This window comes from Parahoeflea alexandrii (assembly GCF_027214025.1).
GTDB lineage: Bacteria > Pseudomonadota > Alphaproteobacteria > Rhizobiales > Rhizobiaceae > Hoeflea > Hoeflea alexandrii_A.
This window is the reverse complement of record NZ_JAPWHB010000003.1, coordinates 245,024-259,438: the sequence shown is the minus strand read 5'-3', so window position 1 is coordinate 259,438 and position 14,415 is coordinate 245,024. Positions and strand designations below refer to the sequence as shown.

12 protein-coding genes are annotated in these 14,415 nt (G+C 59.4%); 4 read left to right on the top strand and 8 right to left on the bottom strand.

Annotation, left to right across the window (positions count from 1 at the left end; all coding sequences use genetic code 11):
* The first annotated feature begins 151 nt into the window (after window positions 1-151).
* From leuS to holA, 3 genes are read left to right on the top strand one after another with little or no spacing between them, the layout of a single operon-like run.
* Window positions 152-2,782, top strand: a complete 2,631-nt coding sequence (gene leuS / locus O4H62_RS11635; protein ID WP_269387959.1) for a leucine--tRNA ligase — start codon at window positions 152-154, stop codon at window positions 2,780-2,782.
* Window positions 2,769-3,272, top strand: coding sequence for a hypothetical protein (locus O4H62_RS11630; protein ID WP_269387958.1), 504 nt, complete (start codon window positions 2,769-2,771; stop codon window positions 3,270-3,272). The genes leuS and O4H62_RS11630 overlap by 14 nt, the downstream gene beginning before the upstream one ends.
* Before the next feature lie 26 nt (window positions 3,273-3,298).
* Window positions 3,299-4,327 carry a DNA polymerase III subunit delta gene (holA, locus tag O4H62_RS11625; RefSeq protein WP_269387956.1) on the top strand — a complete coding sequence of 343 codons (1,029 nt, stop codon included), beginning with the start codon at window positions 3,299-3,301 and terminating at the stop codon, window positions 4,325-4,327.
* 25 nt (window positions 4,328-4,352) lie between these two features.
* Here holA and O4H62_RS11620 read toward each other — a convergent pair whose 3' ends face one another.
* The 8 genes from O4H62_RS11620 to hemE form a co-directional block, all read right to left on the bottom strand.
* Window positions 4,353-5,246 carry a ParB/RepB/Spo0J family partition protein gene (locus O4H62_RS11620; protein ID WP_269387954.1) on the bottom strand — a complete coding sequence of 298 codons (894 nt, stop codon included), beginning with the start codon at window positions 5,244-5,246 and terminating at the stop codon, window positions 4,353-4,355.
* 40 nt (window positions 5,247-5,286) lie between these two features.
* Window positions 5,287-6,081: a ParA family protein gene (locus tag O4H62_RS11615; protein WP_269387953.1), complete on the bottom strand. Its 795-nt coding sequence runs from the start codon at window positions 6,079-6,081 to the stop codon at window positions 5,287-5,289.
* 16 nt (window positions 6,082-6,097) lie between these two features.
* Window positions 6,098-6,742 carry a 16S rRNA (guanine(527)-N(7))-methyltransferase RsmG gene (gene rsmG, locus O4H62_RS11610; RefSeq protein ID WP_269387951.1) on the bottom strand — a complete coding sequence of 215 codons (645 nt, stop codon included), beginning with the start codon at window positions 6,740-6,742 and terminating at the stop codon, window positions 6,098-6,100.
* A complete protein-coding gene (gene mnmG / locus O4H62_RS11605; protein ID WP_269387949.1) occupies window positions 6,743-8,617 on the bottom strand; it encodes a tRNA uridine-5-carboxymethylaminomethyl(34) synthesis enzyme MnmG in 1,875 nt (624 codons plus the stop codon).
* A gap of 159 nt (window positions 8,618-8,776) precedes the next feature.
* Entirely contained in the window at window positions 8,777-10,096 is a 1,320-nt protein-coding gene (mnmE, locus tag O4H62_RS11600) for a tRNA uridine-5-carboxymethylaminomethyl(34) synthesis GTPase MnmE (RefSeq protein WP_269387947.1), read from the bottom strand.
* Between the two features lie 43 nt (window positions 10,097-10,139).
* Entirely contained in the window at window positions 10,140-11,405 is a 1,266-nt protein-coding gene (gene rho / locus O4H62_RS11595) for a transcription termination factor Rho (RefSeq protein WP_269387946.1), read from the bottom strand.
* 199 nt (window positions 11,406-11,604) lie between these two features.
* The gene (hemJ, locus tag O4H62_RS11590) at window positions 11,605-12,066 is read right to left on the bottom strand and encodes a protoporphyrinogen oxidase HemJ (RefSeq protein WP_269388579.1); all 462 of its coding nucleotides are present in this window, start codon (window positions 12,064-12,066) and stop codon (window positions 11,605-11,607) included.
* Between the two features lie 80 nt (window positions 12,067-12,146).
* On the bottom strand, window positions 12,147-13,187 hold the full coding sequence (gene hemE / locus O4H62_RS11585; protein ID WP_269387944.1) for a uroporphyrinogen decarboxylase: 1,041 nt from the start codon (window positions 13,185-13,187) through the stop codon (window positions 12,147-12,149).
* 378 nt (window positions 13,188-13,565) lie between these two features.
* Between hemE and O4H62_RS11580 the strand changes: the two genes are divergently transcribed.
* Entirely contained in the window at window positions 13,566-14,387 is an 822-nt protein-coding gene (locus O4H62_RS11580; protein ID WP_269387942.1) for a pyruvate, water dikinase regulatory protein, read from the top strand.
* Window positions 14,388-14,415 lie beyond the last annotated feature (28 nt).

Below are 14,415 nucleotides of genomic sequence, written 5' to 3'. Positions count from 1 at the left end.
GCCCGCGAACACGTTTGCCGCTGATGATGCGTCCGCACCGATTTGCCGGACAGCCCCGAACTTGGCCCTTGGGACCGCTCAATGGTTGACGCTTGGCGGGTTTCATGGTGAAGGTCGCGACAAAATCCGACAGGTTTTCTGGTGATCCTCTATGGCAATTGAACGATACAATCCCAAACAGGCGGAAATCCGCTGGCAGCGCATGTGGGAAGAGGCACGCATTTTCGAGACGGACAACGACAGTCCGGCCCCGAAATACTACGTGCTGGAGATGTTCCCCTATCCGTCCGGCCGGATCCACATGGGTCACGTCCGCAACTATGCCATGGGAGATGTGGTCGCCCGCTACAAGCGCGCCCGTGGTTTCAATGTGCTCCACCCAATGGGCTGGGATGCGTTCGGCATGCCGGCCGAAAATGCCGCAATCCAGAACAAGGTGCATCCGCGCGACTGGACCTACGCCAACATCGACGCCATGCGCAAGCAGCTCAAGTCGATGGGCCTTTCGCTCGACTGGAGCCGGGAGTTCGCCACCTGCGACGTCGACTACTACAAGCAGCAGCAGGCGCTGTTTCTGGACTTTCTCGCCGCCGGCCTGATCTACCGCCGCAATTCCAAGGTCAACTGGGATCCGGTCGACATGACGGTTCTCGCCAACGAGCAGGTCATCGACGGTCGCGGCTGGCGCTCGGGCGCGCTGGTCGAACAACGCGAACTGACGCAATGGTTCTTCCGGATTTCGGATTTCGCGGAGGATCTGCTGGCCTCGCTCGATGAACTCGACCAGTGGCCGGAAAAGGTCCGGCTGATGCAGAAGAACTGGATCGGCAAGTCCGAAGGCCTTTCGCTGCGCTGGGAAATCGCCGATCCGGCGGCGGCCGGCGGCGCCACCGACATCGAGGTCTACACCACGCGGCCGGACACGCTTTACGGCGCCTCGTTCCTGGCAATCGCCGCCGACCATCCATTGGCAAAAGAACTGGCCGCCAAGGATCCGGCGGTTGCCGAGTTCTGCGATCAGTGCCGCCGCGCAGGCACCTCTTTGGCCGCCCTTGAAACGGCGGAAAAGATCGGCTTCAAGACGGCCATCAACGTTGTCCACCCGCTCGATCCGGAATGGACCGTTCCGGTCTACATCGCCAATTTCGTGCTGATGGATTACGGCACCGGCGCCATCTTCGGCTGCCCCTCCGGCGACCAGCGCGACCTCGATTTCGCCCGCAAGTACAATCTGCCGGTGACACCGGTCGTCATGCCGGCCGATGCAGACGCGGCAAGCTTCGTCATCACCGACACTGCCTATGTCGGCGACGGCGTGATGATCAATTCGCGTGATCTTGACGGCATGACCCCAGATGCGGCCTTCAGCGCCATCGCCGCCCGGCTGGAAGCAAAAACGCTCGGCAACGCGCCGCAGGCCGCCCGCAAGACCAATTTCCGCCTGCGCGACTGGGGCCTGTCGCGCCAGCGCTATTGGGGCGCGCCGATCCCGGTGATCCATTGCGATGATTGCGGCGTGGTTCCGGTGCCGGCTAAGGATCTTCCGGTACAGCTGCCCGATGACATCACGCTGGAGAAGCCGGGCAACCCGCTCGACCATCATCCGACCTGGAAACATGTCGATTGCCCCGCCTGCGGCAAGGCAGCGCGGCGGGAAACCGACACGATGGACACCTTCGTCGATTCGTCGTGGTATTTCGCCCGTTTCACCGCACCCCGCCACGACACCCCGACAGATCCTGCCGTTGCCAGCGCCTGGCTGCCGGTTGATCAGTATATCGGCGGCATCGAGCATGCGATCCTGCACCTGCTCTATTCCCGCTTCTTCACCCGCGCCATGCGCCAGACCGGCCATGTCGACCTGAAGGAACCGTTCCGCGGCCTGTTCACGCAAGGCATGGTTGTGCACGAAACCTATCGCACCGGCGGTGAAGGCAAACCGGAATGGGTTGCTCCGGCCGAGGTGGTGATCGAGGAAGCCGAAGGCGTCCGTCGGGCCCGCCACGCCAGAACCGGCGAAGCACTGACCATCGGCTCCATCGAGAAAATGTCCAAATCGAAGAAGAACGTGGTCGATCCGGACGATATCATCGACAGCTATGGTGCTGATACGGCTCGCTTTTTCATGCTTTCGGACTCTCCGCCGGATCGCGACGTGATCTGGACCGAAGCCGGCGTCGAGGGCGCCCATCGCTTTGTCCAGCGCGTCTGGCGCCTGCTCGGCGAGGCCGCACCGGTACTGAGCCAGGTGGAAGCTGCGACCGGAACCGCCGGCCAGGCGCTGACGGTTTCGCGCGCCGCCCACAAAACCGTCAAGGCGATCGGCGAGGATATCGAGAAGCTTGCCTTCAACAAGGCGGTGGCCCGGCTCTACGAACTGGTCAACACGCTGGCAGCACCCCTCTCGGACGTGGCTGCCGGCAAGGCTGATGCGGAGCTCAAGGCTGCCTGCAAGCAGGCGGCCAACATGGTGGTGCTGCTGATTGCCCCGATGATGCCGCATCTCGCCGAAGAAACCTGGAAATTGCTTGGCAATGACGGCATGGTGGCAACGACGCCGTGGCCCGACTACGACGCCAGCCTGGTGACGGACGATCAGGTCACAATGCCGGTGCAGATCAATGGCAAGAAACGCGGTGAATTGACAATCGACCGCAATGCCGATCAAGCTGCCGTGGAACAAGCCGTGCTGGCACTCGATTTCGTCCGGAACGCCACCGGAGGCAATCCGCCGCGCAAATTCATCGTCGTACCCCAGAGGATCGTCAATGTTGTCGTTTGAAGCTCCCGGATCGGGATGGAAGCCGCGGGCTCTGGCCGTAATCCTCGGCCTCGGCCTGCTGGCCGGCTGCCAGGCGCAGCCGCTTTACGGGTCCATGGGCACAAACACCCAGTCGGTCGCAGTCTCGGAAGCCGATTCGCGGGTAGAACAGGTTGTCCGCAACCAGTTGGTGCTGGGCTTCGGTGGTGAACAGCAGAACGGCGCCTACCAGCTTGAACTGGACGTGACATCGAGCGTCACCGGCCTGCTGCCCGGCGGCGTCGACAACGAGTTTTCCGCTGCCCGCACTACGGTAACGGCGAACTACGTCCTCAAGTCGGAAAGCACCGGGGAAACGGTGACCTCCGGCTCGCGGTTTGCCGATGCACAGCTCGATCTACCATCACAGAATTTTGCCCAGGAACGGGCCAGGCTGGAAGCCGAAAACCGGGCCGCGCGCCAGGTGGCGGCCCTTGTCCGCGCGGATGTGGCTGCAGCCCTCGCCCGATAGACCTCGAACAGGCTTGATCGCGCATCATGGCACAGCTCAAATCCCATGAATTTTCCGGATTTGTCAGGCGCGAAGGCACACCCTACCGGATCGTGCTGGTCTATGGCCCCGATCGCGGCCTGGTGTCCGAACGGGCTGCCGAGATCGCTGCAAAGACCGGCGTCGACCTCAAGGATGATTTCGCGGTCCTGAAGCTCGAGTCATCCGACCTGTCCGGTGATCCGGGCCGCCTGGCCGATGAATTTGGCGCCATCAGCCTGTTTGGCGGCGACCGCTTGGTCTGGGTCAAGAACGCCGGCAATGAAAAGGGCCTGGTACAGGCGCTCACCGCATTGACGGAAACCGAGCCCGGTTCCTCGCATCTCCTCATCGAGGCCGGCGACCTGAAAAAGGGCAGTGCCCTGCGCAAGTTGGTCGAGAACGCCCGCTCGGCACTTGCCATTCCCTGCTATGCCGATGACGCCCGTGGAATCCAGACGCTGATAGATGAAGAACTCGGCGGCGCCGGGCTGACGATCCAGGCCGACGCACGCCAGCGCCTCGCCCAACTTCTTGGCGGTGACCGGTTGGCTAGCCGTAACGAATTGAAAAAACTCGCACTTTATTGCCATGGCTCCGGCCAGGTCACCGATGCCGATGTCATCGAGGCAATCGGCGATGTCGCGGCCCTGTCTGTCGATGATGCCGTTGATGCGGTTTTTTCCGGCGATCCCGTACGGCTGGAGACCGCATTGGAACGGATCCTCGCCTCCAAGACCTCGGTCTTTCTTGTGTTGCGCAGCTGCATCATGCAGTTCGAACAGCTCGACGCCATGCGCGCTCTGATCGAGAATCATGGCCGACAGCCCGCCCAGGCGATGACCGAAAAGGGGCGCGGCATCCATTTCAAGCGCAAGCCCGTTGTCGAACGGGCTCTTCGTCACTGGCGGCTTGAAGCCATCAATCGTGAAATGCGCCGGCTGTCCGATGCAGTGCTCGAAACCCGGCGCCGGCCGCATCTCGAGGCCTCGATTGCGCGCCAGGCTCTGCTGAGAGCCTGTCTGCTCAGCCGCTGATTGGCTATCTTCTTGTAAAAGCCTGCTATTTGTCGCCCAGCAGGCGGCAAAGCTCATCGAGCTGCTCAAGCGATTTATACTCGATCCGCAGCTGGCCGCCCTGGCCCTTGTGCGCGAGCTGGACCTTGAGTCCGAGCACATCCGACAGGCTTCTTTCCAGCGCCAGCGTATCCGCATCCTTGTCGTCGTTACGGCCGGCGGACTTGGTCTCCAGCCCTCCGGGATTGGCGGCCTGCTCGGCATCCTTCTGAGCCATTTTTTCCGCGTCGCGGACAGACAATCCCTCATCGGCGATCTTCCGCGCCAGCCGAACAGGATCGGAAGTCGAAACGATGGCGCGGGCATGGCCCGCCGACAGCGCACCGTCAGCAAGCATCTGCCGCACTTCGTCGGGCAGTTTGAGCAGGCGCAGCGAATTGGCGACATGACTGCGGCTTTTGCCGATCACTTCACCGAGGTCGTTCTGGGTATAACCGTACTGGGCGATCAGCTGCTCATAGCCTTGCGCCTCTTCGAGCGCGTTGAGATCCGCGCGCTGCACGTTTTCGACTATGGCGATTTCGAGTGCCGTCCGGTCGTCGACGTCGCGGACAATCACCGGGATATCCACCAGGCCTGCCATCTGGGCGGCCCGCCAGCGGCGTTCGCCGGCGATGATCTCGTAGCGGTCCTCGCCTGCCCGGCGCACCATCACCGGCTGCACAATTCCGTGCTGCCGGATCGATCTCGACAGGTCTTCAAGATCGGCCGGATCAAAACTCCGCCGCGGATTGCGCGGATTGCGGCTTACATGTTCGATCGGCACCGTCCGATCCGCGGAAACGGCCGGCTTGGACTGGGATTGGATCGGCTGGTCGATCTCGCCGATCAGAGCCGCCAGTCCTCGCCCGAGGCGTTTTTTTGATACATCGTCTGACATCGTCATATCCACTCTTGCTGTCTGTCCCAGGGCTTCCGGGTCAGGCAGCCTTACGATTGCGTTCGCGCTGAATAACTTCGGAAGCCAGCTGCAGATAGGCCTGGCTGCCGGCACATTTCAGATCATACAGGATCGCCGGCTTGCCGTAGGAGGGCGCCTCCGAAACGCGGACATTGCGCGGAATCAGGGTTCTGTACACCTTGTCGCCCAGGTGCGACCGGACATCTTCAACCACCTGCAGCGCCAGATTGTTGCGCGCGTCGTACATGGTCATGACGATGCCCTGGATATCCAGCGTAGGATTGAGAGAATCGCGCACCTGGCCGACCGTTTCCAGAAGCTGGCTCAACCCTTCGAGCGCGAAGAACTCGCACTGCAGCGGCACAAGGATAGAGTGCGCAGCGGCCATCGCATTCATGGTCAAGAGGTTGAGCGACGGTGGGCAATCGATCAGTACGTAGCTGTACCGCTTGGCTTCCTCCGTCTGCAGCGCCTTGCGCAGGCGGAATACCCTGTCCGGGGTGCCGGCAATCTCCATTTCCACCCCGAGCAGGTCCATCGTCGATGGAATAATGCTCAGATGCGGCACTGCCGTCTGCATCACCGTCTCACCAACGGTCGCATTCTGGGTCAGCAGGTCATAGGCGGAAACGCCGCGATCCTTGCGGTCGATCCCCAGCCCGGTGCTGGCATTGCCCTGCGGATCGATGTCGACGATCAACACTTCCTCGCCGATCGCAGCCAGTGCGGTAGCAAGATTGATGGCGGTGGTTGTCTTGCCAACGCCGCCCTTCTGGTTGGCGATGGTGATGATCCGGTTCTTCGAAATTTGCATCGAGAGGGTCCGCGGCCTAGTTGCGCTTGGAAAGGTTGCTGATCTCCAGGAGTGCCGATCCATCCTGAGCCAGACTATGATGTTCTACCAGATCAAAGCACCAAAGGTCACGCGCTGATCTGACTTCTCCAAGATAATCCAATCCTTTGTGAAACCACATTTGCAGTGATGGATTATCTTCGGCATAGGGCGACGCGTAATTCAGCAAATCGCTCAAGGATGCCAGCGCGCGAGCAGAAATCGCATCGACTTTCCCTGTTTTTGACCGCGCATCTTCGATCCGCATCGGAAACACGCTGGCTCTTGCCCCGGTCTCGAGAATCACCTGGCGAAGAAAGGCCGCCTTCTTGTTGTTGCTTTCGACCAGATTGACCCAGCCCTGACCTTTTTCCGCCAAACATATCGCCGTCACCAACCCGGGAAACCCCGCGCCGCTGCCCATGTCGAGCCAGGTCAGCGGTTCCGGCTTCAGGCGATAAAGCTGCAGACTGTCAAGAATATGCCGCTCCCACAGCTCTGGCAGGGTTTTCGGAGAGATCAGATTGATCGATGGCTGCCACTTTTGCACCAGGCCGGCATAGATACGCAGCTTGTCCCATGTTTCACGTGAAACAAACCGGGAATCGGGAAAAAAGCCTTCCGGAGTATTCAACACAGTCATTTAACCCGCCAATCCAACCACGTCACCGCTAGAAGTCCTGCGCAGATGCGCGAGAAGCAATGCGATCGCTGCAGGGGTCATTCCCTCTATCCTCTCGGCATGTCCGACGGATGGTGGACGGATCTTTTCGAGCTTCGTTTTCAGTTCATGCGACAATCCCGGCAAGTTGTCATAACGAAAATCTTCCGGAATCAGCCGGTTCTCCTCGCGGCGGCGATCGGCAATATCCTGCTTCTGCCGATCCAGATAAACTGCGTAGACGGCATCAACCGCTGCTGCATTGAGAACCTTTTTCCCGTGAACGGACAATTCCGGCCAGATCTGCAGAATCCGCTCGAGAGAAATGTCGGGATAAGACAAAAGCTGAAAGGCGGTTCGGCGAATTCCGTCTCTGTTCAGTGCCAGGTCATGCTTCTGTGCTTCACTCGGCGACAGGCTCAGCCTATTGAGATCATCAAGACATTTCGTTAGCGAATCAAAATAGCCTTCAAACTTGGTCTTCCGTTCAACCGAAACACAGCCCAGCGCAATGGCCTTCGGGGTCAATCGTAGTTCCGCGTTGTCCGCCCTCAGCGAAAGCCGATACTCCGCCCGCGATGTAAACATCCGGTAGGGTTCACTGATTCCCTTGGTCGTCAGGTCGTCGATCATCACCCCGATATAGGAATCCGTGCGGCTGAACAGACACGGAGTTTTTCCTTGTACCTTCAAGGCCGCGTTCAAGCCCGCCGCAAGTCCCTGCGCCGCGGCTTCTTCGTAACCCGTGGTTCCATTGATTTGCCCGGCGAGGAAAAGACCACTGATCCGATGCGTTTCGAGCGTCTGCGCCAGCTCGCGCGGATCGACATGATCATATTCGATCGCATATCCGGGCTGCAGGATCCGGACATTCTCCAGGCCCGGGATCGTCCGCAGAAATGCATCCTGGACATCTTCCGGCAGCGATGTGGAGATGCCATTGGGATAGACCGTGGAATCGTCAAGTCCTTCCGGCTCAAGGAAAATCTGGTGCCCGTCGCGTTCACCGAACCGGACGATCTTGTCCTCGATCGATGGACAATAACGGGGACCTACGCCCTCAATTTGGCCGGAATACATCGCCGATTTGTGGATATTGTCCTGGATGATGCGGTGTGTCGCATCAGTCGTTCGGGTAATCCCGCAACGAATCTGCGGTACGTCGATCTTGTCGGTCATGAAGGAGAACGGAATCGGCTCCGCATCCGCCTCTTGCCATTCAACCTGATCCCAGTCGATCGTGGTCCCGTCGAGCCTCGCCGGTGTACCGGTCTTCAGACGGCCCAGTTTGATCCCGGCCCGTTCGAGTGTTCCGGACAACCCGAGCGCCGGATCTTCGTTCATCCTGCCCGCCGGTATCTTTCGGTCACCAATGTGAATAATCCCGCGAAGAAATGTCCCGGTGGTCAGAACCACCGCATCGCTCGAGATAGTCCGGCCGTCTTTGAGAACGACACCCGCCAAAGTACCGTTGTCCAACAGGAGATCGTCGACTTCGCCTTCAATGATGTCGAGATTGGGGGTTAACTGCAGCAGATCCTGGATTGCCGCCTTGTAGAGTTTGCGATCGGCCTGTGTCCTCGGGCCCCAGACCGCAGGCCCCTTGCGGCGATTGAGCATGCGGAATTGAATGCCGGACCGATCCGCTGCCCGGCCCATCAGCCCGTCCATGGCGTCGATCTCGCGAACAAGATGCCCCTTGCCAAGTCCTCCAATCGCCGGATTGCAGGACATCGTGCCGATCGTATCCCGTCGGTGTGTGATCAGGGCCGTCTTGGCACCCATGCGCGCGGATGCGGCCGCAGCTTCGCTGCCCGCATGTCCACCACCAATTACAATCACATCATACTTCATCATTCGTCTCCGGAAGACAGGCTACTTGGTTACGAGCGACGGCGAGCAAAGGCAACATGTTTCACGTGAAACCATGCTGCGGTTCCGTTGTCGGCTCTACCTATCAGAACGTTTCACGTGAATCACGGCCACCTGCGGTCCGCCATATATGTTTCACGTGAGTCATTTGCCGACGCAAAATTCTGAGAAAATCACACCGAGCAGATCTTCGACATCTACTGAACCGGTAATCCGGCCAAGTGCAACTGCGGCATTGCGTAGATATTCTGACCGGACTTCAATCGGTAAATAACCACCAGATACCGCGGCTTCCAGTTCCCTCTTGCAGATGCCGAGATACTGGACATGCCGTTCGCGTGTCGGCAAGATCTCGCCCGTATTCCCCATGCTCTCGGATATAGCTCTCCCGATCAAGGAAAGAAGGGCATCAATCCCCTCGCCGCTCTTGCTCGATACCAGCAGTTCGCCATCGGCAACACTTCCATCATGAAGCAGATCGGATTTGGACCATATTCTGATGGACCTGACGTCCGGCGATACGGTGAATTTGGGTACATTGCGGGTTTCGCGAACGTCGCAGAGTTCGAGTACCAGATCTGCGGTCTCGGCTGCCGCAACGCTACGCCGGATCCCCTCCTGTTCGATCTCGTCGCGCGCTTCCCGCAATCCTGCAGTATCCTGCAGCAACACCAGGTGTCCATCAATATCGAGCCTGACCTCCACGATATCTCTGGTCGTACCTGGAATATCCGACACAATCGCCGCATCACGCCGGGCAACTGCATTCAACAATGATGACTTTCCAGCATTCGGCGGACCGATCAGCGCTATGCGAAATCCGTCTCTGACAATCTCGCCGGCTTTGGCGCGCGACAGGTGAGCCGATAGCTCCGTCACCAGCGCTTGCATCTCGGGCCAGATCCGATCCGTCACCGAACCGGGAATGTCTTCTTCGTCCGAAAAATCCAGTTCGGCTTCCACCATCGCCCGCGCGTGGGTTATTCGTCTGGCCCAGGCTTCGTAGAGCTCCCGGAGCGCACCTTCTGCCTGTCCAACCGCCTGGCGCCGCTGAGATTCTGTTTCCGCACGTATCAGGTCCGACAGGCCTTCAACCGCGGTCAGATCCATTCGACCGTTTTCGAATGCCCGCTTGGTATACTCCCCAGGTTCCGCAAGCCGGAAACCGGGCAACTTGGATAGCACCGCAAGAACGGCTGACACGGACGCACGGCCACCATGGATCTGGAGCTCCGCCACGTCCTCGCCTGTAAAGGATTTAGGACCCGGAAAGAACAGGATCAGACCATGATCCAGAACCTGACCTGATTCGTCCCGCAGATGTGCAAGATGCGCCCTGCGGGCTGGCGGCACAACGCCGACTACCGTTTCGAGGCCGAATCGAACACCCGGACCGGAAATACGGACAACAGCCACTCCGGCGGGCGGTGAGCCCGAAGACAGGGCGAAGATTGTATCCCGCATAATTGTACCGGTTTCGAATCGAATCGGAGGTTTGTGCGAAACGTCAGGTGTTCATTGAGTCGAAGAAGTCGCTGTTCGTCTTCGTCTGCTTCAACTTGTCGATCAGGAACTCGATGGCGTCCGTGGTTCCCATCGGCGCAAGAATACGCCGCAATACGAAAATTTTCTGCAGATCCTGCTTCGGCACCAGAAGGTCTTCCTTGCGGGTGCCCGACTTGAGTATATCCATTGACGGGAATATTCTCTTGTCTGCTACCTTGCGGTCAAGGACGATTTCCGAGTTGCCGGTACCCTTGAATTCTTCGAAGATCACTTCGTCCATGCGCGAACCGGTATCGATCAACGCTGTGGCGATTATCGTCAGCGACCCGCCTTCTTCGATGTTACGCGCGGCACCGAAGAAGCGCTTCGGCCGCTGCAGCGCATTGGCGTCCACACCACCGGTCAGCACCTTGCCCGACGACGGGACGACGGTGTTATAGGCGCGGCCGAGACGGGTAATCGAATCAAGCAGGATGACCACGTCGCGGCCGTGTTCGACCAGGCGCTTGGCTTTCTCGATTACCATTTCGGCGACCTGGACGTGACGAACTGCCGGCTCATCGAAAGTCGACGCGACGACTTCGCCCTTCACCGAACGCTGCATGTCGGTCACTTCTTCCGGCCGCTCGTCAATCAGGAGAACGATCAGATAGCAATCCGGATGGTTGGCGGTGATCGAATGAGCAATGTTCTGCAGCAGAACGGTCTTACCGGTACGCGGCGGCGCAACGATCAATCCACGTTGGCCCTTGCCGATCGGCGCCACCAGGTCGATGACGCGCGCCGAAATATCCTTGGTAGTCGGATTGTCGATTTCCATCTTGAACCGCTCATCGGGATAGAGCGGCGTCAGATTGTCGAAATGCACCTTGTGGCGGATCTTCTCGGGATCTTCGAAATTGATCGTGTTGACCTTGAGAAGCGCGAAGTAGCGTTCGCCTTCCTTCGGCCCGCGGATCGGTCCTTCGACCGTATCACCTGTCTTCAGCGAGAACCTGCGGATCTGCGACGGCGAGATGTAGATATCGTCCGGACCTGGCAGGTAGTTGGCATTTGCCGACCGCATGAAGCCAAAACCGTCCTGCAGGACCTCGACGACACCTTCGCCGATGATCTCGACTTCCTGTGCCGCAAGCTGCTTGAGGATCGCAAACATCAGTTCCTGCTTGCGCATCACACCGGCGTTTTCGACCTCGACTGATTCGGCAAACGCCAGAAGATCGGTAGGGGTTTTGTTCTTGAGCTCTTGAAGCTTCATTTCCTGCATGGGAAATCCAAATTCTGTATTTAAAGATATGGGAAGTGGCGGGCATATGCGATCCGGCCTTGAGAAGCCGGCCAGACTGGTACTGGCGCCCGCCATAGAAGACGTTGCTTGCTAGATAGCGATTCACGTGAAACGTCGCAAGCCCCGTTACAGCAGATTCTGGGTTCCTCACGGCCCCGAGGGCCAACAATCGACCGGATCAGCCAAACGGCTTGATGATGACCATGATCACCACGACAATCATCAGCACGGTCGGGATCTCGTTGGCCATACGCCATTGCCGCGCGGTCATGGTGTTCTCACCCGCCGCGAACCGGCGTGCCGACCGGCTGAGAAAGACGTGAAACACGGTCAGCCCGACGACCGCCGCGATCTTGATCCAGAGCCAGATGCCGAGAAAGCCGAACCCGCTCCAGGCCAGCCAGAGCCCGACAACCCATGACACCATCATGGCAGGGTTCATGATCACTTTGACGAGACGCTGTTCCATCACCACGAAGGTGGCAGCCGGTTCACCGCCTGCCACCGCATCCGCATGATAGACGAACAACCGCGGCAGATAGAACAGCCCGACCATCCACGAAATCACCGCGACAACATGCAGCACCTTGAGCCAGCCATAAAGCCAGTCGGGTTCGAACCACCAGGCCGCAATCGCCATCAACACCACCAAGGTGATGCTGGCATAGGCCTTTGTCCTGGCCTTCCTGCCTTCGCCGAGGCTTGTCGCGCCGCCTTCTGTCAACGCCTTGTCGCTCCGCGAACACGGTTCATCAGCCGGGTGACGTTCTCCGGATCCGCCTGCGGCGTGATGCCATGCCCGAGATTGAAGATCAGCGGACCGCCGCCGAGCGTTTCAAGCACTTCGTCGACGCCCTCATCCAGCGCTGTACCGCCGGCAACCATGCGCAACGGGTCGAGATTGCCCTGCACGGCGCCGCCCGCCTGGATCTGCCGGGCAAGTTTCGACGGCACGGTCCAGTCGAGGCCGACGCAGTCGATACCCGTGGCCACCCGGTAATTCTCCAGCAAGGCTCCTGCCCCCTTGGCAAATCCGATCACCGGAACACCCGGTCTCTCGCGGTTGATCCGGTCAACCATGTGCCTGACCGGCGCAATCGAGAACTGGGCAAAATCGCGCTCCGACAAAACGCCTGCCCAGGAATCGAATATCTGCACCGCATCGGCGCCGGCGTCGATCTGGGCAATCAGATAATCGGTCGAAATCTCCGCCAGCAGCGCCAGCAGCGACTTGAAGGCTTCGGGGTGCTGCATGGCAAACAGCCGCGCCGGCGCCTGGTCCGGCGTTCCATGCCCGGCGATCATGTAGGTCGCTACCGTCCAGGGTGCCCCACAGAAGCCGAGCAGCGTCGTCTCGGCCGGCAATTCCGCCCTCAGCCGCCGCACGGTCTCGTAAACGGGCGCCAGGTGCGTGTGCATCTTCGACGCATCAAGCGAGGCTATGGCTTCGGGAGCAATCGGATCCATCAGTGGACCGGTGCCCTCGACAAACCGCACATTCCGGTCAAGAGCATCCGGGATCACCAGAATGTCGGAAAACAGGATTGCAGCATCAAAGCCAAATCGCCTGATTGGCTGCAGCGTCACCTCGACGGCAAGATCGGGGGTGTAGCAGAGATCGAGAAAGCCCTTCGCCTTCGATCGCGTCGCCCGGTACTCGGGCAGATATCTCCCTGCCTGGCGCATCAGCCACACCGGTGGCGGAAAGACGGTTTCACCGGCCAACACCTTCATCACCTTGCGATCGCCGGATTTTGTCATCCACCACTTCCCTTAAATAAATCCTTATTGAAAAGGATTCTGATTCTTAGACTCTGTGTTTTACGGGGATCAGGACTTGTCCACAATTCATCCACAGGCTGTTCATATAGACGGAGGCCACGCGCAAGACCAATCCGATTTGCCGGTTTGACTGCTTTGGCTTCAAATTGCCGCATAATTCCAAGACTCTAATCGAGCCAGACCAAAACCTCACCCGGTCCGGCCGCAGACATTCTCCCGGTTATCCCGCAACCGGCGCCTGAGACTTTCCCCAAGATGGCCATTGTGGATAAACCGGTGACTTATCCCTTGCATTCTGGAGCCCGGGCCACCTAGTTCGTTCTTGTCCCGGTTTATCAACAGCCCCCGGAGAATATTGTGGAGCAGACCAAAAACTATTTCCACCTGCATCTGATCTCCGATTCGACCGGTGAAACCCTGATGGCCGCCGGCCGGGCGGCCGCAGCCCAGTTTCAGGGCGCCCAGGCGCTCGAGCATGTCTATCCCCTGATCCGCACCCGCAAGCAGCTGTTCGCGGTCCTCGATGCCATCGACGGCGCGCCGGGTATCGTGCTCTACACCATCGTCGATTCCGAACTTGCGTCGATCATCGAGCTCAAGTGCCGCGACATGGGCCTTCCCAGCGTGTCCGTGCTTGAACCGGTGATCAACGTGTTCCAGTCCTACCTCGGCGCTCCGTCGCGGCGCCGGGTCGGGGCCCAGCACCATATGGGCGAGGAATATTTCAAGCGCATCGATGCGCTCAATTTCACCCTCGACCATGATGACGGGCAACTGCCTCTCGATTTCAACGAGGCCGACCTGGTTATCCTGGGAATCAGCCGCACCTCGAAAACCCCGACAAGCATCTATCTCGCAAACCGCGGTATCAAGACTGCCAATATTCCGATCGTGTATGGAGTGCCGCTGCCTGACGGCCTGATCAAGGCAACCAAGCCGGTGGTCGTCGGCCTGATCGCGTCGGTCGACCGCATTGCCCAGGTCAGGCAGAACCGGGTGCTCGGGGCGACAACCGGCTATCAGGGCGAGCACTACACCGACCGGGCGTTGATCAGCGAGGAACTCAAATATGCAAGGTCCTTGTGTGAACGCCATGGCTGGCCTGTCATCGATGTCACCCGCCGCTCGATCGAGGAGACGGCCGCCGCCATTCTTGCCTTGCGCCCGAAGTGGCGCTAACCCCCTTGCCTTGACCGGCCTCGATTCA